The following is a 21789-nucleotide window of genomic DNA, read 5'->3' as shown; positions in this document are numbered from 1 at the left end:
GCCCTGCCCGGTCGCTGTGCTTCAGCCCTTCCTGCCTGGTAGGAGCCGGACGAGCGCCTTGTCCACCAGGAGGGCCACCCGTCCGCCCTTGAACGCTGGGATGAAGCCCTTCTGGAAGCCCTCTGCCCGCGCCGCGTCATCCAGCGAACCACCGGCGGGAATCTCCAGCGCCACCGACGCCACCTTGGCCCGGCTCAGCACCTTGCCCGCCCCGGCCAGCGCCTCCTGGAGCCCTTCCGCGTCCAGCTGGCGACGCGCTCCCAGGCCGACGACGAAGATGCGCGGCACCTCCAGCTTCCCGTCGGAGGGCAGCAGGAGCCAGTCGTCCTTCTCGCCGGAGAAGAAGCCGCCCTTGAGCACGCGCGACAGCACGCCGCACAGGCGCCAGTCCACGTAGCCCGCGGTGGCCGGCAGCGGCCGGTCATCCTGCGCCACGAAGAGACACAGGGCGTCCACTCCGGACAGCGAGTCCAGCCCTTCCATCCCGATGTCGTGCGTCGTCGTCTGGCTCACGGCGCGTCCCTCCTTCGGCTCGAAGCTACGGCGCTCAGGCCTTGTTCAACGCCACCGCCACCCGGTCCAACAGGCCGTTGACGAAGGCGCTGGACTCCTCCGTCCCGAAGTTCTTCCCCAGCTCCACCGCCTCGTTGATGGTGACCTTGCGAGGGATGTCCGGACGGTACTTCAGCTCGAAGATGCCCACGCGCAGGACGTTGCGGTCGATGCGCGACATGCGGTCCAACCGCCAGTTGTGGCTGTGCGACTCGATGAGCCGGTCGATTTCCGCGCGGTGGGCCTGCACGCCCTCCACCAGCTCGCGGGCGAACTTCACCGCGTCCGGCTCGCGCTTCTCCTCTTCCGACGCCGTCCAGGCTGACTCCAGGGCGTCATTCACGGACGCGCCCGCCGCCATCTCCAACTGGTAGAGCGCCTGCAACGCCCGCTCACGTCCCGTTCTGCGCGCGCCCATGACTACCCCTTCCTCGCGTCGAGCGTGGTGGCCAGCTTGCCGTACAGGTTCACCATCTCGATGCAGGCCAGCGTGGCCTCGGAGCCCTTGTTGCCGGCCTTCACGCCAGCCCGGTCGATGGCCTGCTCCACCGTGTCACACGTGAGCACGCCGAACGTGACGGCCGCCGGAGGGCTGGCCGCCGCGGCGCTGAAGGCCACCGCGCCAATGCCCTTGGCGCACTCGCCCGCGACGTAGTCGAAGTGAGGCGTTCCACCCCGGATGACGGCGCCCAGGACGATGACTCCCGCGTACTGACGCGACTCCGCGACGCGGCGCACCAGCCCGGGCAGCTCGTAGGTGCCAGGGCAGCGGTACACGTCCACGTCCGCGTCGGCCACGCCGTGACGCACCAGCGTGTCGACAGCGCCCTTGGCCAGCTCCTCGGTGATGAAACCGTTGAAGCGGGCGACGCAGATGGCGAAGCGGCCCTTGGGGGGGAGGAAATCACCTTCGATGTAGCGAGGCATGCGGGGCTTCCTACACCACCCAGGCTCCGGCGTCGCCTGCTACGGCGTCCCGAAACCCGCCGCCCGGAGGGCCGCCTCGGTCACCCCACCCGGGGCTGGAGCGCCCGCCTGCCCTCGCTGGAGCAGGTACAGGCGCGCCACGTACTTTCCAATGGGGTCCGCCTCCAGGTTGACCCGGGCGCCCACCTTCTTGGCCCGCAGCGTGGTGCGCTCCTGCGTCTCGGGAATCAGCTGGACGCTGAAGCGGTCCACGCCCACCGTGTTGACGGTGAGGCTGATGCCGTCGATGGCCACCGAGCCCTTCTCGATGAAGTACGGCGCCAGCGACTCCGGCAGCCCGAAGACCATCACCCACGAGCCGCCCTCCGGGTAGGTCTCCAGCACCGTGCTGACGCCGTCCACGTGCCCGGAGACCAGGTGCCCGCCCAGCCGGTCCCCCAGCGCCAGGGCCCGCTCCAGGTTGACCCGGTCGCCCGGCCGCACGGCGTCCAGCGTGGTGCGCCGCAGCGTCTCCGGCGCGGCCTGCACGCGGAAGCTGTCGCCCGTGCGCTCCACCACCGTGAGGCAGGCGCCATCCACGGCGATGGACTCGCCCAGCGCGAAGGCCTGCGCGCCCAGCGACGTGCGAATCCACAAGTCCGTCATCCCGCCCGGAATGACGCGCTCCACCCCGCCGATGTCCTGAATGAGCCCGGTGAACATGAGGGGGCTTATAACGGACCCGGCGTCGCGACGCCCACGGACAACCGGGGCCCCCACATCCCCCATTCAACGGCCCCGTCACTCCGACTCATGCATGAGTCGCGGGCGCGCCGCGCGCTCGGTCCGGACCTACAGCAGCGCCTGGAGCAGGATGTCCTGCCCGTGCTGCTCGAAGGTGAGGTCCTTGACGGAGAGGGCCTGGGTCATCTCCTTCACGCCCAGGTCGCCCGCCCAGGACATGCCCTGGCGGCCCAGGAGCTTGGGGGCGAGGAACAGGGCCAGCTCATCCGCCAGGTGCTCGCGCAGGAAGCTGCCGTACATCTCCGCCCCGCCCTCCACGAGCACGTGGTTGAGGCCCGACTTGCCCAGCCGGCGCAGCAGGGCCTTCAGGTCCACCCGGTCGCCCTTCTTGCGCAGCTGCCACACCTCCACGCCCTGGGCCAGGAAGCGCTTGGCCTTGCGCCCCTCCGGGTCCTCCAGCGTGGCGATGATGGTGCGCGCGGGGCTCTTCTGGGTGAAGACGGTGTAGCCGGGCGACAGGCGCAGGTGACTGTCCACCACGACGCGCAGCGGGTCCTTGCCCTTTCCACCGGGCAGCCGCGTGGTGAGCTTGGGGTCGTCGTGGCGCACGGTGTTCGCGCCCACGAGGATGACGTCCACGGAGTCGCGCAGGTGGTGCACCCACTCGCGCGCCTTCTCGCCCGTCACCCAGCGCGAGTCCCCCGTGGCCGTGGCCAGCTTGCCGTCCAGCGTCGCCGCGGCCTTCAGCGTCACCCAGGGGATGCCCGTGCGGATGGACTTGAAGAAGGGCCGGTTGAGCTTGTCGGCCTCCTCCTGGAGCACGCCCGTGACGACCTTCACCCCGGCGCGGCGCATCCGGGCCACGCCCTTGCCGCTCACCTTCGGGTTCGGGTCCGAGGAGCCGGTGAAGACGCGGCGCACCCCGGCTTCGATGATGGCCAGGCTGCACGGCGGCGTGCGGCCGTAGTGGTCGCACGGCTCCAGCGTGGAGTAGAGGTCCGCGCCCCTCGCGCGGGAGCCAGCGGCCTCCAGCGCCACCACCTCCGCGTGCGCGGTGCCGGCCTTCTTGTGATAGCCGCGGGCGATGATGCGGCCGCCCTTCACCAGGACGGCGCCCACCACCGGGTTCGGGCTGGTGCGGCCCAGGCCCTTGGCGGCCTCCTCCAGGGCGATGCGCATGAAGAACTCGGCCACGGCGCGGTCGAAGTCCGCCGCCCGCTTCGCCCGGGGCGCCCTGGTGGCTTCCAACCTGGCCCGCGTGAGCAGCCGCATGCGTGTCCCCTCAGCTTCCCCGGCCCGGAGCGACGGGCGGCTTCGCCTTGCGCTCGCGCTCCTGGTCCTCGAGCAAATCCTTCAGCTCGTGCATGAACTCGGAGATGTCCCGGAAGCTCCGGTACACGGACGCGAAGCGCACGTAGGCCACCTCGTCCAGCTCCTGGAGCCGGCGCATGACCTCCTCGCCGATGACGGACGAGTTGATCTCCTTCTCGCCCATGCCCTGCAGCAGCCGTTCGATGGCCACCACCGTCTCCTCGAGCTGATCCGCGGACACCGGCCGCTTCTCGCACGCCTTCTTCAGCCCGCTGACAATCTTCTCCCGGTCGAACGCCTCGCGCCGGCCGTCCTTCTTCACGATGAGCGGATAGAGCTCCTCCACCCGCTCATACGTGGTGAAGCGGCGCTTGCAGGCCAGACACTCGCGGCGCCGTCGGATGACGGAGCCCTCGTGTGACTCGCGAGAGTCGATGACCTTGTTTTCGGCATCCTGGCAGAACGGGCAGCGCATGGAGACGGAGCTGAACTCCTGGTCCCTTCGGTTACTTGAGGCGCGAGGCGTACAGGGGGAAGCCCTGCGAGAGTTCCTTCACTTCGCCGCGGATGCGGGCGAGCGCCGCGTCGTCCTGCGCCGCGTCCAGCGCCGCGCCGAGGAGCTTGCCCACCACCGCCATCTCCGCCTCGCGCATGCCGCGCGTGGTGATGGCCGGCGTGCCCACCCGGACGCCCGACGTCACCATCGGCTTCTCCGGGTCGAACGGAATCATGTTCTTGTTCACGGTGATGCCCGCCTTGCCGAGCACCTCCTCGGCCACCTTGCCCGTGAGCTTCTTGGGCCGCAGGTCCACCAGCATCAGGTGGTTGTCCGTGCCGCCCGACGTCAGCCGCAGCCCGGCCGCCTTCAGCGCCTCCGCCAGCGCCTGCGCGTTGGCGACAATCTGCCGCTGGTACGCCTTGAACTCGGGCGTCAGCGCCTCGCGGAAGGCCACCGCCTTGCCGGCGATGACGTGCATCAGCGGACCGCCCTGGATGCCCGGGAAGATCTGGCTGTTGATGGACTTGGCGTAGGGCTCGCGGCCCATGACCAGGCCACCGCGCGGACCGCGCAGCGTCTTGTGCGTGGTGCTGGTGACGATGTCCGCGAAGGGCACCGGCGAGGGGTGCACGCCCGCGGCGACCAGGCCCGCGATGTGCGCCATGTCCACCATCATCGCCGCGCCGACCTCGTCGGCCACTTCGCGGAACTTCGCGAAGTCCAGCGTGCGCGGGTAGGCGCTGGCGCCCACGACGATGACCTTGGGCTTGTGCTCGCGCGCCAGGGACTGAACCTGCGCGAAGTCGATGGTCTCCGTCTCGCGCGTCAGGCCGTAGTGGACGACCTTGTAGAGCTTGCCGGAGAAGTTGAACGTGGCGCCGTGGGTGAGGTGGCCACCGGAGTTCAAATCCAGGGACAGAATCGTGTCGCCCGGCTTCATCAGCGCCATGTACGCGCCCATGTTGGCCTGGCTGCCGGAGTGGGCCTGCACGTTGACGAAGTCCGCGCCGAACAGCTGCTTGGCGCGGTCGATGGCGAGGGTCTCCACCACGTCCACCACTTCGCAGCCGCCGTAGTAGCGCTTGCCGGGGTAGCCCTCCGCGTACTTGTTGGTGAGCACGGAGCCCACCGCCTCCATGACGGCGGGGCTGACGAAGTTCTCCGAGGCGATCAGCTCCAGGCCATCTTCCTGGCGCTGCGTCTCCTCGCGGACCGTCCGGGCAATCTCGGGGTCCACGTCGGCCAGAGTGCGGGTGTTCTCCATGGCGGCTTTCCTCTCGACAACGGGTACCGCGATGGCCACTAGCCCTGGGACTCGGCCTCGCGAATCATCTGCACGCGCCGCTCATGGCGACCGCCCTCGAACGCCGTGCCGAGGAACGCCTCCAGGATGGCCCGACCCACGCCCGAGCCCACCACGCGCTGGCCCAGGCACAGCACGTTGGCGTCATTGTGGGCCCGCGCCATGCGCGCCTCGAACTCCGTGGTGCACAGGGCCGCGCGGATGCCCCGGTGCTTGTTGGCGACGATGCTCATGCCAATGCCGGTGCCACACACCAGCACGCCCAGGGTGGCCTCACCGGACGTCACCGCCTTGGACACCCGGGCAGCGAAGTCCGGGTAGTCCACCGAGTCCCGCGCGAACGGACCCACATCCTCGTGGGCCACGCCGCGCTCCTTGAGCGCCGCCACCAACTCCTGGCGGAGCTCCAGGCCCGCGTGGTCCGAAGCAAGAATGACTTTCACGCGGGGTCTCCTCTCCTGCCACCTAGCTGAAGCGCTTGAACAGCAGCACCGCGTTGGTGCCGCCAAATCCAAACGAATTGCTCATCACCGCGTCCACCTTGGCCTCGCGGGCCTTGTTGGGCACGTAGTCCAGATCACACTCCGGATCCGGGCTCGTCTGGTTGATGGTGGGCGGCAGGATGTTGCGCGACAGCGCCAGCGCGCTGACCACGCCCTCGTAACCACCCGCCGCGCCGAGCATGTGGCCCGTCATGGACTTGGTCGACGACACCGCCACCTTGCGGGCGTGGTCACCGAACACGGCCTTGATGGCCTTCGTCTCGTTCGCGTCGTTGAAGGGCGTGGAGGTGCCGTGGGCGTTGATGTAGCCCACATCCTCCGGGTTCATCCCCGCCGACTTGAGCGCCAGCCGCATGCAGCGCGCCGCGCCCTCGCCTTCCGGCGCCGGCTGCGTCACGTGGTACGCATCCGAGTTGGCGCCGTAGCCCACCAGCTCCGCGAGAATCTTGGCGCCGCGCTTCTTCGCGGCCTCCAGCTCCTCGAGGATGAGCATGCCCGCGCCCTCGCCCATGACGAAGCCGTCACGGTCCTTGTCGAACGGGCGGCTGGCAGCGGCCGGGTCATCATTGCGCGTGGACAGCGCCTTCATCACCGAGAAGCCACCCAACCCCAACGGGGTGATGGCCGCCTCGGCGCCGCCGGCGATGGCCGCGTCCGTCTCGCCCAGCTTGATGGACTTCCAGGCCTCGCCAATGGCGTGGGCGCTGGTGGCGCAAGCGGACACAGGAGCCCAGTTGGGCCCCTTGCAGTTGTAGCGCATGGAGATGAGGCCAGGCGCCATGTTGACGATCATCTGGATGATGAAGAAGGGCGACAGCCGGTCGAACCCCTTCTCCAGGCCCTTGCGGTGCTGCTCCTCCAGAGAGGAGATGCCGCCAATGCCCGAGCCGACGATGACGCCCACCCGCTCCGGCGTGTAGCCGTGCGGCACGTCCGGGCCTACGGGAAGCCCAGACTCCTCCACCGCCATCGCCGCCGCGGCCATGGCGTACTGCGCGTAGAGGTCCATGCGGCGCACTTCGCGCCTGTCGATGAACTTCTCCGGCTCGAAGTCCTTCACCTCGCCGGCGATTCGCGTGTCGATCTTCTTGGGGTCGAAGCGAGAGACGAGGGAAATGCCTGAAGTGCCGGCAAGCAGCGCCTGCCAGTTCTTCTCGGTTCCTGTACCCAGTGCCGAGATAAGCCCGGTACCGGTGATGACGACTCGACGGTGTGACACGGTCCTCTCCGGTGGCGCCTGGGACGCCGGGGACGCCGCGCTGGACGCGGCATCTCCCCGCCCCCCGGCACGCCGTGGTGCTGCCTACTTCTTGTGGGTGGTGATGTAGTTGATGGCGTCGCCGACGGTCTTGATGTTCTCGGCCTCCTCGTCGGGGATCTCGACCTCGAACTCCTCTTCCATCGCCATCACCAGCTCAACGATGTCGAGGCTGTCGGCGCCAAGGTCTTCGATGAAGGAAGACTCGGGCTTGATCTCATCCTCACCCACCCCGAGCTGATCAGCGATGATGCCCTTGACCTTGGTCTCAATTACGGACGTCGACATAAGTGATGAACCCTCCAGGAACCAGATGTAGGCCCGGAAGGCTTCCCGAGCCCTGTCGAAAGCCGGCGCGGTATATCCCACGCCCGCCGGCAATCCAACCTTGGGTTACATGTACATGCCGCCGTTGACCTTCAAAACCTCGCCGGTGATGTAGGACGAAGCGTCACCTGAGAGGAAGAGAACGGCCTGGGCCACCTCCTCCGGGTTGCCCAGTCTGCCCAGCGGAATGCCGCCAATCATCTTCTGGCGCAGGTCGTCATTCAGGTGGGCCGTCATGTCCGTGGAGATGAAACCCGGGGAGACGGCGTTGACGCGGATGCCACGGCTGGAAAGCTCCTTGGCCACCGTCTTCGTCAGGCCGATGAGCCCCGCCTTGGCCGCCGAGTAGGCCGACTGACCGGGGTTGCCCATATCCCCCACGACGGAGGTGACGTTCACGATGGCGCCGCCCCGCTGCTTCATCATGGGCCGGCAGGCCGCGCGGATGAGGGCGAAAGGGCCCCGCAGGTTGGTGTCGAGCTGTTTGTCCCAGTCCTCGTCCTTCACCCGCATGACCAGGCCGTCCACCGCCGTGCCCGCGTTGTTGACGAGCACGTCCAGCCGGCCGTGCGCCTTGACGATGCCCTCCACGGCGCTCGTACAGGCGTTCGTATCCGACACGTCGAAGCGCAGGGCCTCCGCCTTGGCGCCCTCGGCGGTGAGCAGGCCCACCGTCTCCTGGGCCGCCGCCTCGTTGCCCGCATAGCTGATGATGACCGTGGAGGCGCCCGCCTTCGCGAAGGCCACCGCGCACGCCCGGCCAATGCCGCGCGAGCCGCCCGTCACCAGCACCACCTTGTCCTTGAAGCTCATGCGCTCACCCCAGCGCCGCGAGGACCTTCTCCAGGCTCGCGGCGTCCTCGACGTTGAAGAATTCGATGTCCTTGGTGATGCGCTTGATGAGGCCGCACAGCACCTTGCCCGGACCCAGCTCCACCACGCGCGTGACGCCCTCGGCCTTCAGCGCCTCCACGCATTCAATCCACCGCACCGGCGCGCTCACCTGCTCCAGGAGCAGCGGGACGATGCGGGCCACGTCCGAGTTGGGCCGCGCCTCCACGTTCGTCACCACCGGCACCGACGGCGCCACCAGCTTCACGCCGCCCAGCACCGCCGCGAGCTTCGGCTTCACCGGCTCCATCAGCGCGCAGTGGAAGGGCGCGGACACCGGCAGCGGCATCACCCGCTTGGCGCCGGCCTCCTTGCACTTCACGCCCGCGCGCTCCACCGCCGCCGCGTCGCCGGCAATCACCGTCTGCTCGGGCGAGTTGTAGTTGGCCGGAGACACCACCTGGCCCTCGGCCGCGGCCTCACACGCCTCCTTCACCTTCGCCGGCTCCAGGCCCAGAATCGCGGCCATGGCGCCCACGCCCGCGGGCACCGCCTCCTGCATGAAGCCGCCGCGCGCGCGCACCGACCTCGCCGCGTCACCCAGCGACATGGCGCCCGCGGCCACCAGCGCGGAGTACTCGCCCAGCGAGTGGCCCGCGACGAACGACGCCGCCGGGCCCCGCTTCGAGAACACGGCGTGCGCCGCCACCGACACCGTGAGGATGGCCGGCTGCGTGTTGGCCGTGAGCTTCAGCGCATCTTCTGGCCCCTCGAAGCAGAGCTTGGAGAGGCTCTCCGCGAGCGCGTCATCCGCGGCCTCGAAGACGGCGCGGGCCTCGGGGAACTTCTCGAAGAGGTCCTTGCCCATCCCCACGGCCTGACTGCCCTGCCCGGGAAACACGAATGCGACCTTCGCCATGTGCGGTCTCTGCCTCCTGAAACGTCCAGTCCCGTGCCCGACTACCAGCGCACCACCGCGCTGCCCCACGTCATGCCCGCGCCAATCGCCATCATCGCGATGACGTCTCCGGGCCGGAGTCTCCCGGCGCGGTGGGCCTCGTCCAGCGTCATGGGCAGGGACGCGGACGACGTGTTGCCGTACTTGTGCAGGTTCAGCCAGCACTTGTCGCGGGGAATCTCCAGCCGCTCCAGCGCGGCGTCCAGGATGCGGACATTGGCCTGGTGCGCGATGACGTGGTCGACGCCCCGCGCCGTCAACCCGTGAGAGGCCAGCGCACCCCGCGTGGAATCCACGAGCGCGCGCACCGCGAAGCGGAACACCTCGCGCCCCTTCATCTTCAGCTTGTGGAGGTGGGCCCGGACGCCCTCCTCCGTCATGGGCGTGCGCGAGCCTCCGCCCGGAATGGTGAGCACGTCCGCGAGCGTCCCATCGGTGAACAGGTGGGTGGAGAGGATGCCCCGCCCCTCCGCCTCCGAGGGCGCCAGCACCATGGCCCCCGCCCCGTCCCCGAAGAGCACGCAGGTGTTGCGGTCCGTCCAGTCCACCACCCGCGTCAGCAGCTCCGCGCCCACCACCAGCGCCCGCTTCACCTGCCCGGAGCGGATGAATTGATCCGCGATGCTCATCGCGTACAGCGAGCCCGCGCACGCGGCGGCCACGTCGAAGGCGAAGGCCCGGCGCGCGCCCAGCTTCGCCTGCACGAAGGCCGCGCACGAGGGCATGGGCATGTCCGCGGTGATGGTCCCCACCACGATGAGGTCCAGCTCCTCCGGCGCCACGCCCGCCATCTCCAGGGCCTTCAGCGAGGCGGCGACGGCCAGGTCGCTGGTGGCCTCGTCGTCCGCGGCGCGTCGCCGCGCGTGGATTCCCGTGCGCTCACGAATCCAGGCATCGGACGTGTCCACGCACGCCTCCAGCTCCTGGTTGGTGATGACCCGGGAGGGAGCGTAGGAGCCGGTGCCGATGATCTGCGTGCATGCCACGAGGGTTCTCCGCAAAAGGAGCTTCATCGAACCCAACGCCCAGGCGCCGGTCTCTAATCGGAAACGGCTTCCTCTGTCCCTCTTTTTCCCCTCGGGTGGGTAGGGAGCCAGGCAGAGGCCCTGGCGATGCATTGCGTCAGTTCCTCCTGGAGTCCCCCCTGCGCGGTGGCCAGCGCGGCCCCCAGGGCGTTGTGGATGGCCCGGGGAGAGGAGCGCCCGTGGGCCACGATTCCCACGCCGCGCAGGCCCAGCAGTGGAGCGCCTCCGTACTCGGCGTAGTCCACCATCTTCCGCAGCCCCTTCAGGGCCGGCTGGAGCAGCAGCGCTCCCAACTTCTCCGACAGTCCGCCCCGCTTTTCGATGGCCTGCCGCAGCATGCCGATGACGCCCATGCCCACGCCCTCGGATGTCTTGAGGACGACATTCCCGGTAAAGCCGTCCGTCACCACCACCTGCACATCGCCCGAGAAGAGGTCCTTGCCCTCCACGTAGCCGGCGAAGTCCAGGTCCGACTGGCGCAGCAAGTCGCTCGCCTCGCGCGTCAGGACCGTGCCCTTGGAGGCCTCCTCGCCGTTGGACAGCACGGCGACGCGAGGACGCGCCACGCCCAGCAGCAGGCGGACATAGGCCTCGCCCAGCACGGCGAACTGCGCCAGGTGCGACGGGCGGCAATCCACGTTGGCGCCCGCATCCAGGAGCAGGCAGCGCCCGCCACCCTTGAGCGCGGGGAAGAGCGCGGCGATGGCGGGGCGCTCCACGCCCGGCAGCCGGCCCAGCGTCATCAGCCCGCCCGCCATGACCGCGCCCGAGTTGCCCGCGGACACCAACGCGTCCCCGTGCCCGTTCTTCACCAGCTCGAAGCCCACGCGCAGCGACGAGTCGCGCTTGCGCCGGAAGGCCGTGGAGGCGTGGTCATCCATCTCCACGACCTCGGAGGCGTGGTGCACGCGGAGGTTGGGCGGAGGCAGCCCGCGTCCCAGCAGGGGCGTCACCCGGGCCGTGTCTCCCACCAGGACGACCTCGTGCTCGGGGTGGGCCCGGGCGAAGAGCACCCCGCCCTCCACCGGCGCCCCCGGCGCGTGATCTCCCCCCATCGCGTCCAGGACCAGCCTCATCCGCTCCCTTTCCGTGTCTGCGTGCGTGTCATCTCGGCACCTACCCGGCCCGCCGGGCGGCGCGCAGCACACCAGGAACCTCCCAGGGGGGCAACGACTCGCTTGCCCCGTCACGTGGGGTGGGTCCAGGTGGGCAGGAGCCCATGGGTTCGCGCGGCGAGCCCCCGGGTTCGGATGATCCACGGAGGCGGGCGGAAATGAGCCCATCTCCAGCGTTGTCCCGGCGGAGCGCGTGAGGTATCTGGCGGTCGGGCGGCCCCGAGACACTTCGCGGTGTGACTGGGCAGTACACGCGCATTGACTCGGGCCTGATGAGCCGCTAGGGTCCGCCGCCTTTCAAGCCGGACCGGGAGTACGCGAGCTCGTCGCGACTGCTTCAAGTCCGGTGTTGACCGACATGTTGCGCAGGCAGCCGGGGACCCCGGCACAGCGCGTGAGACAGAGGTGAGCCGTGGGCGTCCCCAAGAAGCGTACTTCGAAGATGCGTCGTGACACTCGTCGCGCTGGCAACAACAACCTGCGCACCGCCGTGCAGGTGACCAAGTGCCCCAACTGCAAGGAGCCGGTGCTGCCTCACCGCGCCTGCACGTCTTGTGGCCAGTACAAGGGGCGCGAGCTGCTGCCCCAAGCAGAGGCCTGAGGCCTTGTCATCGACGCTCCTGAAGAGGAGCGTCGAGCAGCACGAAGGGCCGCGCCTCCCCAATCGGAGGTCGCGGCCCTTGCTCTTTTCCGGCCCCGAATCCCAGCGGGGCCGGCGTCCTCACCGGACTTCAGTTGCCGAGCTTGATGTTCTTCAGCGACGCCAGGCGGGGGTCCACCTGCTTCGTGTCACACTGGCACTGGGCCTCGTTGAAGTTCGTTCCGCACTGCGAGCACAGGCCCTTGCAGTCGTCCTTGCAGACCAGGTTCATCGGCAGGGCCAACAGCAGCTGCTCGCGGACGATGGGGTCCAGGTCGATGGTCTTCCCATTGAAGACCTCCTGGTCCACGCCATCGATTTCGAACGAGCCGCCCGTCTCCCCCTGCTGACGCTCCTTCTTCTCCATGGACTTCTCGTCGTCGTCCTTGAAGTCGTCGCCACGCACCATCGACTCGGGCACGAGGTTCAGCGAGAAGACCACGGGCTGGGCCAGCTCCACGTCCTTCAGGCAGCGCTTGCACGGACTGGTGACGTGCACGGTGAAGTTGCCGTTCAGCAGCACCCCGCCGCTCACCCTGCGCAGCGTGGCCTTGAGCTGGGAGGCCTGCGTGGCCCGGAAGCCGGTGTCCAACCCGGACGCCGTCCCTTCCAGCGCGGCGCTCAGCAGCTCCGGCGAGATGGGCTCATCCAGCTTCAGCCCCGCCTCATGAATTTGTTCAACCTTTACGAGCATTTACGCGACATCCAGGTAAAATTGGGCGGGCAACATAGAGGGCGGCCCCTCTAGCGTCAACACGCCCAGGTTCAACAGCACCGCGAAGATGTCACTGCGCCGTCACCACCGGTGGGGTGGCCTTCGTGGATCCTCCAGACAACGCTTTGCTAGGGTCGGTTTGATGCACAGGCACGATTTGCCGTTGCGAATGGGGGCTCTCTTCCTCGTCGTGGGCCTCCTGGCTCCACCGGGGCTGGCCCGTCCCCTCTTTCCCGCGCCCGCCCTCTCGCAGCTCGGGCCAGCAAGCCCAGAAATCACCCGCGCCCGCGAGCAAATTGACGACGGCGAGTTCGAAGAGGCCCGCCGCACGCTCCAGGCCGGCCTGGATGCCCCGGACGTCACCGACGACCAGCTCGTGGAGCTCTACCGCCTGCTCGGCCTCACGGCCCTGTACCTGGGCGACGAGGACCAGGCGCGCGAGGCCTACGAGAAGCTGCTCCAGGCCCGGCCCGACTACGAGCTGCCCCGCACCGCGCCGCCCAAGCTGCGCGCGCTCTACGCGCGAATCAAGGAGGACATCCGCAGCCGGCGCGTGCGCCCCGTGACGCTGGACGCGGATCCGATTCCGGACCCGCCCGGCGGCGAGCCCATCGTCGTGGAGGCCACCATCCAGGAGCTGGCGCTGGGCGCTCGCGCGCGGCTGTTCTACCGGCGCGCCGGAGACCAGGCCTACAACTCCGTGGACTTCGTGAAGGACCGTGGCGAGAAGGAGCGCTTCCGCGCCGTCGTCCCCGCCTACGACGTGCCCGTGGAGCCGGAGCCCTATGAGGTGGAGTACTACTTCGAGGTGGTGGACGCCGCGCAGCGCCGGCTCGCCGGCCGGGGCGACTCCTTCCAGCCGATGCTCTTCCAGGTGGCACCGCAGCGCTCGACGGCGGCCGCCGCCGAGGTCTCCGAGGGACGCCCCTGGTACAAGAGCCCCTGGCTCTGGGTGGCCGTGGGCGCGGTGGCCATTGGCGGCACCGCCGGCGTGGTGGCCCTCTCCTCCTCCGAGGACCGCGGCCGCGTCCCCATCACCATCCGCGTGGACCCCACCCAGCCATGAGCCTCCGCCTCCTGAAGTCCCTGCCGCTCGCCGCCGTCTTCTGCGCGTGCGGCCCCGATGACTCCGCGACGGTCGGCCGCTTCGGCCTGGACGTGACGATGTCGCGCGCCGTGGCCACCGAGGTCCACGCGCTCCAGGTGAGCGTGCTGAAGGACGGCTCGCGCCGCAGCTGCACCGAGCTGCAGCGCACCTGCCTCAACAGCCAGGTGAAGCGCGATGACCTGGTGGTGCTGGAGGACGTGCGCGGCAACGAGGGTCGCGCGCTGCGCTTCACCGTGGACCTGACGGCGATGCAGAACGGCGGCAGCCAGGCGCTCGAGGTGGATGTGCCGGTGGGCCGCGACTACGCGCTCGTCATCGAGGCCATCGCCGTGGGCTCACCGTCGCGCTTCCTCGGCAGCTCCTGCAACTACCTCAAGGTCGTCAACTCCGGCGACAACGTGCCGGTGGTCGCCGCGCCCCTCGTGCTGACCGAGCAGTCCTGCGACCCCTCCATCTCCCCCTGAGCGAGGCGGCGCTCGCGCCCTCGGGGCGCTGGTGCCACCGCGCTCGCGGCCACTCACCGCGCTACACCTTCTTCCGTCGAGCTACCAGAGGACATCCCAGAGGACCCCATGACGCGCATCCTGATCATCGAGGACGAGCAGGACCTCGCCGGGCTCGTCGAATACAACCTCCGGGCCGCGGGCTTCGAGACGGAGTCGGCGAACACCGGCGCCGGAGGACTGGCCCGAGCCCGGGCGAATCCACCGGACCTGCTGCTGCTGGACATGATGCTGCCGGACATCGCGGGCGGCGAAGTGCTCCGCATGCTCAAGCAGGACCCTGAGCTGCGAAAGACGTCGGTCATCATCGTCAGCGCCAAGGGCCAGGAGTCGGACCGCGTGCAGGGCCTGGAGCTGGGCGCGGACGACTACGTGGTGAAGCCCTTCTCCGTCCGCGAGCTGCTCCTGCGCGTCAAGGCGGTGCTGCGCCGGGGCGACGCGGACGAGGGACCCGCGCAGGTGCTCGCCGCCGGGGACATCCTCCTGGATACGTCCCGCCACCAGGTGCGCGTGAAGGACGTGGAGGTCGTCCTCACCGCGCTGGAGTTCCGCCTGCTGCGCACGCTGCTGGAGCGCAGCGACCGGGTGCAGACGCGCGAAATCCTCCTCTCCGACGTCTGGGGCATCCAGGCGGAGATCCACACCCGCACCGTGGACACGCACATCAAGCGGCTGCGGGAGAAGCTGGGCCCCGCGGGCGACATCATCGAGACGGTGCGCGGCGTCGGCTACAAGCTCAGTCCTCCCTAGTCGGCCCGCGCCATGCCCCTGCGCTACACGCTCCTGCCCCTGCTCCTGCCGGCCACCCTCGTCGGACTGCTCGTGGCCGCGCTGGGCACTCCAGGCGCCGCGGTGCCCGTGGCGCTCATCACCCTGGCCGGCTCCCTCATGGCGCTGGGCCTGAGTCGCGGCGCGCTGCAGCGGCAGTTGGACCGGCTGGCGCGCAGCACCCGGGGCCGCGCCGAGGGGGGCGGCGGACCGACGCCGGACCCGGACCGGCTGGAGGAGGTGGCCAGCCTCGAGGGCGCCATCGACTCGCTGCACACCCGCCTGTCCGCGCGAAACACGGAGCTGAACCAGGAGTCCCGCACGCTCACCGCGGTGCTGGACAGCATGGCCGAGGGCATCTGGGTGACGGACGCGGAGGGCACCGTGGTGCGCCACAACGACGCGCTCCGGAACATCCTCCAGACGGGCGCGCCCATCGTCGGCCAGCGCCCCCTGGCCGTCATCCGCGATGACCAGCTGCACGACGCCGTCATGCGTGGCTGCCGCGAGGGGACCTCCACCCACCTGGAGCTGGCCCTGGAAGGCCTGTTCCCCCGCACCCTGTCCGTGCGCGTGACGCCGCTGGGACGCGACTTGCCGGGCAGCGCCGCCGTCTTCCACGACGTCACCGAGCTGCGCCGGCTGGAGAAGGTGCGCAAGGACTTCGTCGCCAACGTCTCCCACGAGCTGCGCACGCCGATTACCGCCATCCGGGGCTACGCGGAGACACTCCAGGGCGGAGCGCTCGGTGACGCGCAGGTGGCTCCACGCATGGTGGAAATCATCCACCGCCAGTCCGAGCGCCTGTCCGAGCTGGTGGAGGACCTGCTGGAGCTGTCGCGCCTGGAGTCGCAACAGGTGAGCCTGAGACTCACCGACGTCCCCCTGGCGGAGGCCGCCGCCCGGGCCGCCGACACGGTGCGCCCCAAGGCCGAGGGTAAGGGCCAGGTGGTTTCACTCCACGTCCCAGCGGGACTGCTGGCGGTGGGAGACCCGCGCGCGGTGGAGCAGGTGCTGCTCAACCTCCTCGACAACGCGGTGAAGTACACGCCCGCGGGGGGCCGGGTGGACGTGGACGGAGCGTGCGAGGACGGACGGTGCGTGGTGCGCGTCCGAGACACCGGCGTGGGCATCGAACCCCGCCACCTGTCCCGCATCTTCGAGCGCTTCTACCGGGTGGACAAGGGCCGGAGCCGGGACATGGGAGGCACCGGGTTGGGTCTTTCCATCGTCAAGCACCTGCTCCAGGCCATGGACGGAGAGGTCAAGGTCGAGAGCCAACCGAACGAGGGGAGCACCTTCACGATTTTTCTGCCCCAGTCGGCTCCCGCTCGGTCTGCGACGGGGTAGGATGGCACGACCATGCGGGTCGCCATCCTCGCGGACATTCACGGCAACCTCCCCGCCTGCGAGGCCGTCCTGGAGGACATCGCGCGCTCCGTTGCGCCCGATTACATCGTCGCCGCCGGCGACCTCGCACTGCGCGGAGCGCACCCTCGCGAGACGGTGGACCTCCTCTTCGACCGCTGCGACTCGGTGTTGATGGGGAACACGGACTGCTACCTCGCCGGGAACTACCTGGGCGGTGCGTACCGCGAGCGAGACCATTGGAAGACGGAGCTGCTTCGCTGGACGAGAGATCAACTCGGCGACGCGCACCTGCGCCAGCTGGGCGCCCTGCCCTTCTCCGTGCGCTACACGCCGCGCAAGGGACAGGACCTCTTCGTCTGCCACGCCAACCCGCGCAACCTCGAGGAGTCGCTGGACCCCACGCTGGATGACGTCGCGGTGCGCCGCTACTTCGCGCACCTGGACGCGGCGGCGTGCGCCTTCGGCCACCTGCACTTCCCCTACCGCCGTCGCGTGGGCCGCATGCTCATCGCGGACGTGGCCAGCGCGGGCATTCCGCGCGATGGCGACCTGCGCCCCGCCTATGGCGTCTTCACGTACACGCCCAAGGGCTGGCGCGTGCAGATTCGCCGGGTGCGCTACCCGGTGCGCAAGGCCACCCAGGCCCTCACCGCGCGCCGCGTCCCCGGTGGCCCGCTGCTCATCCACAAGCTGGTGGAGGCGCGCTACCGCCACCACAACGCGCTGATGGAAGCCGCGCGCCGCCACTCCGGTCTGCCGCCTCCGGGCCCCGTGCTGCGGCCGCCTCCGGGCGCCCCCATTCGCAACGCGGCGGTGCCCATGGAGGGCCGCGCGCCTCCGGATGTGGACCCCGCCTCGCTGCCCACCGACATGGACGGCACCGTGACGGACGCGACACCGCTGTCCCTGGATGTGTTGAACGACCTGGACGGCTGAGCTTTGTCGCCAGGACGTTGCTTGCCCGGCGCGGTGGCGGGTGGTTGAGGCAGGCCACCATGTCTGCTCGCGAACTGCCGCTGCTGCTCGTCCGCCACGCCAAGGCCGAGGACACCCACGTCCTGGGTGACGAGGCCCGTGCCCTCACCCCGGAGGGCCGCGCCCTCTTCCGCCAGCACGCGCGCAAGCTGGCCCGCCTCACTCCGCTGCGCGGCATCGTCACCAGCCCGCTCGTCCGCGCCGTGCAGACCGCGGAGCTGCTCGCCGAGGCGCTGGGCCTGTCACGCGTGGAGGTCCACCCCGCGCTGGTGCCGCGCAGGAGCGCGCCCCGACGCATCCTCGAGCTGGCGCGGGAGCTGGGGCCGGGCTTCGCGCTGGTGGGCCACAACCCCTCGCTGGAGCAGGCGCTCGCGCTCGCGCTGGGCGACGACACACAAGCGCCAGAGCGGCTGCGCAAGGGCACCGCCGTGGCGCTCCAGTCCACCGGGGACGACGCGGGCTATCAGCTCGTCTGGTGGGCCGCGCCGGGCCGCGCGCTCAAGCGCTATGACTCGGAAGGGTGAAACGCTCAGCCCTCCGCCGCGCCCACGAGGAAGGACACCAGCAGCAACGTCAACACCACGGTGGTGATGGCCACGAAGAGCCGGTCCTTCTGCTGCCGGAAGATGAGCAGCGACAGCGCCACGCGCATCACCGGCACGGCCATCATCACCAGCAGCCCCGCCATGACGAAGGACTGCCCGCGCGCGGCCATGGCGCCCGCCACCACGTCCGCCAGCCCATGCGGCACGGGGTGCGGCGCGGTGAGGCGCTCCAGCGCTTCGGACGACACGAGGTAGTCGGGGTGGCGGAAGAACGTCACCAGCGTGCCCAGCGTCACCAGCGACAGGCTGATGAGGACGCCGTAGCGCAGCAAGTCGCTGATGAGCAACTCCGGCACCAGGGGCACCGCCTCCGGCCCCGTGGGCAGCGCCACGCTGGCGGGCGGCGAGGGACGCGGCTCGGACGACGGCGCTTCGCTCATGACGACCACCCCTTGCGCAGCATCTCGAGGGCCACCCACAGCAGCACGCAGACGAAGAGGGCGCGCAGCCACGACGCGTTCACCTTCGCCATCAGGTGCCGCGAGCCCAGCCACGCGCCCAGCGTCACGCCCACGCACACGGGGCCGGCGATGAACGGGTCGATGTAGCCTCGCGCGAAGTAGACGCCCGCGCTGGCCGCCGCCGTCACGCCAATCATGAAGTTGCTGGTGGCCGTGGAGACCTTCAGCGGCAGCCGCATGGTCAGGTCCATGGCGGGCACCTTCAGCGCGCCCGAGCCGATGCCCAGCATGCCGCTCACCGTTCCCGCCACGTACATCAACCCCAGCCCCGCCAGCGGCCGGGTGACTCGGTACTCCACCTCGCGTCCCGTGGACTCGTCCCAGTAGCCGCCGTGCAGCGCCAGCCGGTCCGCCAGCGCGTCCTCGGGCACCGGAGCGACTTCGCTGGAGTGCATCCGCCGCAGCATCACCAGCGCCGAGCAGGCCATGACGGTGCCGAAGACGAGGTACACCCCGCGCCCGCCCACCCGGCCCGACAGGAAGGCCCCGGTGAGCGCGCCCGCCGTCGTCGCCAGCTCCAGGAACATGGCCACGCGCAGGTTCACCATGCGCTCGCGCACGTACGCCGCCGCGGCGCCGCTCGACGTGGCGATGACGGAGACGATGGAGGCACCCACCGCGTAGTGGATGTCCACCTTCAGGAGCAGCGTGAGCACCGGGATGAGGATGAGCCCGCCGCCAATGCCCAGGAGCGAGCCCAGCAGGCCCGCTCCCACGGAGAAGCCCAGGACGACGAACGTGAAGAGGAAGGGAGTCATGCGGCGCCAGGCCGCATCCTTCCTCTCCAGCGCCCGGTTTTCCAATCAGGAGTCACGGCCTTGTGCGGGCCGTGCCCCTTGCCTGCTTGCTACGAGCGGCTCAGTGGCCGCTGGCGGCCACGGAGTGGATCCGGGCGACACCCTCGCCGCCGGTCCCCTCCTGGTTCGCCGCCCGGCCCTCGTCGGGGTGGTAGAGCGGGTCGGCTCCGAGCTCGCGCAGCAGCGCCTCTCCCACCAGCTCCGTCATGGGGATGAAGCGGCCGTGGGACGGACGCCACACGTGCACCTGGGCGCTGGCGATGTCGAACCACCAGCCGTGCAGCCGCAGCTTGCCCGCGGCCACGCGCTCCTTCACCAGCGGGTAGCTGGACACGTGCTCCAACTGCTGCAGCACGTTGAGCTGCGACAGCTTGTCGTACTCGGGCAGCCCCTCGCCCACGTTGGTGCCCGCCTTGAGCGTCGTCAGGGACTGCTTGCCATGCGCCAGCCACGCGGAGAGGTTGGGGGCACCGGCCACCTCGCCGCCCCCCAGCACCGCCTTCATCGCGCCGCAGCTCGAGTGGCCGCAGATGACCAGGTCCTCCACCTCCAGGTTGGCCAGGCCGAACTCCAGCGCGGCGGCCTCGGACTGGTCGCCCATGGAGACGCCGTGGGCGTCCGACGGCGGCACCAGGTTGCCCACGTTGCGGACCACGAACAGGTCGCCAGGGTCCGTGGACACGAGCAGGTTGGGCACCAGCCGGCTGTCCGAGCACGAGATGAACAGGCAGTCCGGATTCTGGCCATTGGCCAGACGGGCGAAGACCTCACGATAGGCAGGCCGACCCTTGAGCTGGAAATCCAGCAGACCGCGGATGAGCTTCTTCATGGGGCACCTTCGGAGGCAAGAGTGTTGGTGGAGACCTGCGAACCGACTTCAGGACGGGAGGCCCGGGACGTCCCACTGCGAACCCAGACCTCTTCGAGCGACTCCATGACGACCGAGCCGCCCGTCTTGCGATGCGTGTCACTCCAGCTCTCGATGGCCTCGAAGCCCGAGTGGTCCAACGTCTCCACGGCCAGGTCCACGCGAACCTTGGAGCCCGAGGGAACCTGCGCCAGCGCCATGGACAGACGCGGCACGCCGACGAAGGTGAGCGAGCCCGTCACATGCACGAGGTACTCCCCGTGCGCCTGCTTGACGTCCACCTTCACGCTGCCCAGCCGCCACAACAACCGGAGGATGGCCACCATCAATCCCAGCCCGATGCCCGCCAGCAGGTTGATGCCGACGACGCCCGCCACCGTCACCGCGTAGACGAGCACCTCGCCGCGCTTCTGCAGCTCGCGGATGTGGTGCAGGTTCACCAGCTTGGTGCCGACGACGACGAGCAGACCCGCCAGCACCGTCAGCGGCACCAGGCCCGCCACCGAACCGAGCGTGGTGACGAAGACCAGCAGCAACACGCCGTGGATGATCGCGGACCAGCGCGACTTCGCGCCCGCCGCGATGTTCGCCGCGCTGCGGACGATGACGCCCGTAATCGGCAGACCGCCCACGAGCCCGGACACCGTGTTCGCCACGCCCTGCGCGAACAGCTCCTTGTCCAGGTTGGCCCGGGGCCCCGTGTGCATCTTGTCCGTGGCCACCGCCGACAGGAGCGACTCCGCGCTCGCCACCAGCGCCAGCGACAGCACCGCCGCCACGAACGCACCCCAGTTGCCGGTGGGAATCGTCGGAAGCTGCATGCTGCTGAACACGTTCTCCGGCAGCACCACGCGCGCCACATCCGCGCCCCAGAGCACCGACGCAGCCGTCGCGCCCACCACCGCCACCAGCGGCGCCGGCACGAGCTTCAGCTTGCCCTTGGCCAGGAACGGCCACACCACCATCAACCCGATGGTGACCAGACCCAGCACCGCGGCCGGGCCATGCAGGCCGATGATCTGCTCCGGCAACTCCTTGATGTTCTGGAAGGCGCTCGACTGGGGACTGCCACCCAGGACGATGTGCACCTGCCCCAGCACGATGAGGATGCCGATACCCGCCAGCATCCCGTGAATCACCGCGGGAGAGATGGCCAGCGCCGCGCGCGCCACCTTGAGCCCGCCAAAAATCATCTGCAGCACGCCCGCCACGGCCACCGCCGCGCACGTCATCGCCAGACCCATGGTCTGGATGAACCCGAACACCATCACCGCCAGGCCGGCCGCGGGGCCACTCACTTGAAGCGGCGCGCCGCCCAGCAGGCCCACCACCACGCCACCCACCACGCCGGCGATGAGGCCCGACACAATGGGCGCACCCGAAGCCAACGCGATGCCCATGCACAGGGGCAGCGCCACCAGGAAAACCACCAGGGAAGCGGGCAGGTCAGCGGCCAGACTCTTCCAGGCCGAGCCAGCGCTCCCATCACTCGTCGTCATGCCACACACCTCCACGAGAAGACGCCACCCCACGGTGGCGCACGCTGAGTCTCGCGGTGCGTCATGGCAACGACTGTGCCAGGACCTATGTGGCTGAATTCACAAGGGAATGCGGTGCTCGACGGTGGCCGGCCAATGAAAGGAACT

The 21789-nt window shown here is 69.6% G+C and carries 26 protein-coding genes; 7 read left to right on the top strand and 19 right to left on the bottom strand.

All coding sequences use genetic code 11. The features are described from left to right. Window positions 1-21 precede the first annotated feature (21 nt). The 14 genes from ACN469_RS06575 to plsX all read right to left on the bottom strand — a co-directional run bounded on the left by ACN469_RS06575 (window position 22) and on the right by plsX (window position 11293). Complete coding sequence (locus tag ACN469_RS06575) at window positions 22-513, bottom strand: M17 family peptidase N-terminal domain-containing protein (RefSeq protein WP_498765231.1); 492 nt, start codon at window positions 511-513, stop codon at window positions 22-24. Between the two features lie 34 nt (window positions 514-547). After that, window positions 548-970, bottom strand: coding sequence for a transcription antitermination factor NusB (gene nusB / locus ACN469_RS06570; protein ID WP_163869689.1), 423 nt, complete (start codon window positions 968-970; stop codon window positions 548-550). 2 nt (window positions 971-972) lie between these two features. Continuing rightward, a complete protein-coding gene (ribH, locus tag ACN469_RS06565; protein WP_498765229.1) occupies window positions 973-1479 on the bottom strand; it encodes a 6,7-dimethyl-8-ribityllumazine synthase in 507 nt (168 codons plus the stop codon). A gap of 39 nt (window positions 1480-1518) precedes the next feature. Then, window positions 1519-2181 (bottom strand): riboflavin synthase, encoded by a 663-nt coding sequence (locus ACN469_RS06560; protein ID WP_498765227.1) that lies wholly within the window; start codon window positions 2179-2181, stop codon window positions 1519-1521. A 129-nt stretch (window positions 2182-2310) separates the two neighbouring features. Next, on the bottom strand, window positions 2311-3474 hold the full coding sequence (gene ribD, locus ACN469_RS06555) for a bifunctional diaminohydroxyphosphoribosylaminopyrimidine deaminase/5-amino-6-(5-phosphoribosylamino)uracil reductase RibD (RefSeq protein WP_498765225.1): 1164 nt from the start codon (window positions 3472-3474) through the stop codon (window positions 2311-2313). Between the two features lie 10 nt (window positions 3475-3484). Further along, window positions 3485-3988, bottom strand: coding sequence for a transcriptional regulator NrdR (gene nrdR / locus ACN469_RS06550; RefSeq protein WP_498765223.1), 504 nt, complete (start codon window positions 3986-3988; stop codon window positions 3485-3487). Window positions 3989-4019: 31 nt separating this feature from the next. Further along, window positions 4020-5276: a serine hydroxymethyltransferase gene (gene glyA, locus ACN469_RS06545; protein ID WP_498765222.1), complete on the bottom strand. Its 1257-nt coding sequence runs from the start codon at window positions 5274-5276 to the stop codon at window positions 4020-4022. Window positions 5277-5314: 38 nt separating this feature from the next. Further along, complete coding sequence (gene rpiB / locus ACN469_RS06540) at window positions 5315-5758, bottom strand: ribose 5-phosphate isomerase B (protein ID WP_163869683.1); 444 nt, start codon at window positions 5756-5758, stop codon at window positions 5315-5317. 22 nt (window positions 5759-5780) lie between these two features. Next, a complete protein-coding gene (gene fabF, locus ACN469_RS06535) occupies window positions 5781-7037 on the bottom strand; it encodes a beta-ketoacyl-ACP synthase II (RefSeq protein WP_498765220.1) in 1257 nt (418 codons plus the stop codon). Between the two features lie 84 nt (window positions 7038-7121). After that, the gene (gene acpP / locus ACN469_RS06530; protein ID WP_163869745.1) at window positions 7122-7364 is read right to left on the bottom strand and encodes an acyl carrier protein; all 243 of its coding nucleotides are present in this window, start codon (window positions 7362-7364) and stop codon (window positions 7122-7124) included. Window positions 7365-7469: 105 nt separating this feature from the next. Next, window positions 7470-8216, bottom strand: coding sequence for a 3-oxoacyl-[acyl-carrier-protein] reductase (gene fabG / locus ACN469_RS06525; protein ID WP_498765218.1), 747 nt, complete (start codon window positions 8214-8216; stop codon window positions 7470-7472). Between the two features lie 4 nt (window positions 8217-8220). Beyond that, a complete protein-coding gene (gene fabD, locus ACN469_RS06520) occupies window positions 8221-9153 on the bottom strand; it encodes an ACP S-malonyltransferase (RefSeq protein WP_498765216.1) in 933 nt (310 codons plus the stop codon). A gap of 41 nt (window positions 9154-9194) precedes the next feature. Continuing rightward, entirely contained in the window at window positions 9195-10178 is a 984-nt protein-coding gene (locus tag ACN469_RS06515; RefSeq protein WP_498765214.1) for a beta-ketoacyl-ACP synthase III, read from the bottom strand. Between the two features lie 53 nt (window positions 10179-10231). Further along, complete coding sequence (plsX, locus tag ACN469_RS06510) at window positions 10232-11293, bottom strand: phosphate acyltransferase PlsX (protein WP_498765212.1); 1062 nt, start codon at window positions 11291-11293, stop codon at window positions 10232-10234. A gap of 451 nt (window positions 11294-11744) precedes the next feature. On the opposite strand from plsX, the gene rpmF reads away from it, so the two are divergent. Continuing rightward, window positions 11745-11933 carry a 50S ribosomal protein L32 gene (rpmF, locus tag ACN469_RS06505; RefSeq protein WP_498765210.1) on the top strand — a complete coding sequence of 63 codons (189 nt, stop codon included), beginning with the start codon at window positions 11745-11747 and terminating at the stop codon, window positions 11931-11933. A gap of 130 nt (window positions 11934-12063) precedes the next feature. On the opposite strand, the gene ACN469_RS06500 is transcribed toward rpmF, so the two are convergent. Beyond that, a complete protein-coding gene (locus ACN469_RS06500; RefSeq protein WP_498765208.1) occupies window positions 12064-12666 on the bottom strand; it encodes a YceD family protein in 603 nt (200 codons plus the stop codon). A gap of 190 nt (window positions 12667-12856) precedes the next feature. On the opposite strand from ACN469_RS06500, the gene ACN469_RS06495 reads away from it, so the two are divergent. The 6 genes from ACN469_RS06495 to ACN469_RS06470 all read left to right on the top strand — a co-directional run bounded on the left by ACN469_RS06495 (window position 12857) and on the right by ACN469_RS06470 (window position 17936). Beyond that, the gene (locus ACN469_RS06495; protein WP_498765206.1) at window positions 12857-13753 is read left to right on the top strand and encodes a tetratricopeptide repeat protein; all 897 of its coding nucleotides are present in this window, start codon (window positions 12857-12859) and stop codon (window positions 13751-13753) included. Next, a complete protein-coding gene (locus ACN469_RS06490) occupies window positions 13750-14259 on the top strand; it encodes a hypothetical protein (RefSeq protein ID WP_498765204.1) in 510 nt (169 codons plus the stop codon). The genes ACN469_RS06495 and ACN469_RS06490 overlap by 4 nt, the downstream gene beginning before the upstream one ends. Before the next feature lie 108 nt (window positions 14260-14367). After that, window positions 14368-15048, top strand: coding sequence for a response regulator (locus tag ACN469_RS06485; RefSeq protein WP_163869673.1), 681 nt, complete (start codon window positions 14368-14370; stop codon window positions 15046-15048). 12 nt (window positions 15049-15060) lie between these two features. After that, window positions 15061-16416: a sensor histidine kinase gene (locus tag ACN469_RS06480; protein WP_498765202.1), complete on the top strand. Its 1356-nt coding sequence runs from the start codon at window positions 15061-15063 to the stop codon at window positions 16414-16416. Window positions 16417-16428: 12 nt separating this feature from the next. Then, window positions 16429-17373 carry a metallophosphoesterase family protein gene (locus tag ACN469_RS06475; RefSeq protein ID WP_498765200.1) on the top strand — a complete coding sequence of 315 codons (945 nt, stop codon included), beginning with the start codon at window positions 16429-16431 and terminating at the stop codon, window positions 17371-17373. A gap of 59 nt (window positions 17374-17432) precedes the next feature. Continuing rightward, the gene (locus ACN469_RS06470) at window positions 17433-17936 is read left to right on the top strand and encodes a SixA phosphatase family protein (RefSeq protein WP_498765198.1); all 504 of its coding nucleotides are present in this window, start codon (window positions 17433-17435) and stop codon (window positions 17934-17936) included. A gap of 5 nt (window positions 17937-17941) precedes the next feature. Here ACN469_RS06470 and ACN469_RS06465 read toward each other — a convergent pair whose 3' ends face one another. From ACN469_RS06465 to ACN469_RS06450, 4 genes are all read right to left on the bottom strand, one after another. Beyond that, window positions 17942-18397, bottom strand: coding sequence for a DUF1634 domain-containing protein (locus tag ACN469_RS06465; RefSeq protein WP_498765196.1), 456 nt, complete (start codon window positions 18395-18397; stop codon window positions 17942-17944). After that, window positions 18394-19236, bottom strand: coding sequence for a sulfite exporter TauE/SafE family protein (locus ACN469_RS06460; protein ID WP_498765194.1), 843 nt, complete (start codon window positions 19234-19236; stop codon window positions 18394-18396). The genes ACN469_RS06465 and ACN469_RS06460 overlap by 4 nt, the downstream gene beginning before the upstream one ends. Before the next feature lie 100 nt (window positions 19237-19336). Further along, window positions 19337-20104: a carbonic anhydrase gene (locus ACN469_RS06455; RefSeq protein WP_498765192.1), complete on the bottom strand. Its 768-nt coding sequence runs from the start codon at window positions 20102-20104 to the stop codon at window positions 19337-19339. Then, complete coding sequence (locus tag ACN469_RS06450) at window positions 20101-21642, bottom strand: SulP family inorganic anion transporter (RefSeq protein WP_498765190.1); 1542 nt, start codon at window positions 21640-21642, stop codon at window positions 20101-20103. Before ACN469_RS06450 ends, ACN469_RS06455 begins: the two co-directional genes overlap by 4 nt. Between the last annotated feature and the right edge of the window lie 147 nt (window positions 21643-21789).

It is taken from the genome of Corallococcus terminator (assembly GCF_049194865.1).
Taxonomy (GTDB): domain Bacteria; phylum Myxococcota; class Myxococcia; order Myxococcales; family Myxococcaceae; genus Myxococcus; species Myxococcus terminator_A.
The sequence above is the reverse complement of the archived record's forward strand: the minus strand, read 5'-3'. Positions and strand labels throughout refer to the sequence as shown.

Excerpts from the sequence above, each read along its gene's own strand:
- ACN469_RS06490 (WP_498765204.1), top strand. The coding sequence starts at position 13,750 with ATGAGCCTCCGCCTCCTGAAGTCCCTGCCGCTCGCCGCCGTCTTCTGC.
- ACN469_RS06485 (WP_163869673.1), top strand. The coding sequence starts at position 14,368 with ATGACGCGCATCCTGATCATCGAGGACGAGCAGGACCTCGCCGGGCTC.
- ribD (WP_498765225.1), bottom strand. The coding sequence starts at position 3,474 with ATGCGGCTGCTCACGCGGGCCAGGTTGGAAGCCACCAGGGCGCCCCGG.
- ACN469_RS06560 (WP_498765227.1), bottom strand. The coding sequence starts at position 2,181 with ATGTTCACCGGGCTCATTCAGGACATCGGCGGGGTGGAGCGCGTCATT.
- fabD (WP_498765216.1), bottom strand. The coding sequence starts at position 9,153 with ATGGCGAAGGTCGCATTCGTGTTTCCCGGGCAGGGCAGTCAGGCCGTG.
- ACN469_RS06455 (WP_498765192.1), bottom strand. The coding sequence starts at position 20,104 with ATGAAGAAGCTCATCCGCGGTCTGCTGGATTTCCAGCTCAAGGGTCGG.
- ACN469_RS06460 (WP_498765194.1), bottom strand. The coding sequence starts at position 19,236 with ATGACTCCCTTCCTCTTCACGTTCGTCGTCCTGGGCTTCTCCGTGGGA.
- ACN469_RS06450 (WP_498765190.1), bottom strand. The coding sequence starts at position 21,642 with ATGACGACGAGTGATGGGAGCGCTGGCTCGGCCTGGAAGAGTCTGGCC.
- nrdR (WP_498765223.1), bottom strand. The coding sequence starts at position 3,988 with ATGCGCTGCCCGTTCTGCCAGGATGCCGAAAACAAGGTCATCGACTCT.
- fabG (WP_498765218.1), bottom strand. The coding sequence starts at position 8,216 with ATGAGCTTCAAGGACAAGGTGGTGCTGGTGACGGGCGGCTCGCGCGGC.
- ACN469_RS06500 (WP_498765208.1), bottom strand. The coding sequence starts at position 12,666 with ATGCTCGTAAAGGTTGAACAAATTCATGAGGCGGGGCTGAAGCTGGAT.
- acpP (WP_163869745.1), bottom strand. The coding sequence starts at position 7,364 with ATGTCGACGTCCGTAATTGAGACCAAGGTCAAGGGCATCATCGCTGAT.
- ACN469_RS06465 (WP_498765196.1), bottom strand. The coding sequence starts at position 18,397 with ATGAGCGAAGCGCCGTCGTCCGAGCCGCGTCCCTCGCCGCCCGCCAGC.
- ACN469_RS06480 (WP_498765202.1), top strand. The coding sequence starts at position 15,061 with ATGCCCCTGCGCTACACGCTCCTGCCCCTGCTCCTGCCGGCCACCCTC.
- ribH (WP_498765229.1), bottom strand. The coding sequence starts at position 1,479 with ATGCCTCGCTACATCGAAGGTGATTTCCTCCCCCCCAAGGGCCGCTTC.
- nusB (WP_163869689.1), bottom strand. The coding sequence starts at position 970 with ATGGGCGCGCGCAGAACGGGACGTGAGCGGGCGTTGCAGGCGCTCTAC.
- ACN469_RS06475 (WP_498765200.1), top strand. The coding sequence starts at position 16,429 with ATGCGGGTCGCCATCCTCGCGGACATTCACGGCAACCTCCCCGCCTGC.
- plsX (WP_498765212.1), bottom strand. The coding sequence starts at position 11,293 with ATGAGGCTGGTCCTGGACGCGATGGGGGGAGATCACGCGCCGGGGGCG.
- ACN469_RS06470 (WP_498765198.1), top strand. The coding sequence starts at position 17,433 with ATGTCTGCTCGCGAACTGCCGCTGCTGCTCGTCCGCCACGCCAAGGCC.
- glyA (WP_498765222.1), bottom strand. The coding sequence starts at position 5,276 with ATGGAGAACACCCGCACTCTGGCCGACGTGGACCCCGAGATTGCCCGG.
- ACN469_RS06495 (WP_498765206.1), top strand. The coding sequence starts at position 12,857 with ATGGGGGCTCTCTTCCTCGTCGTGGGCCTCCTGGCTCCACCGGGGCTG.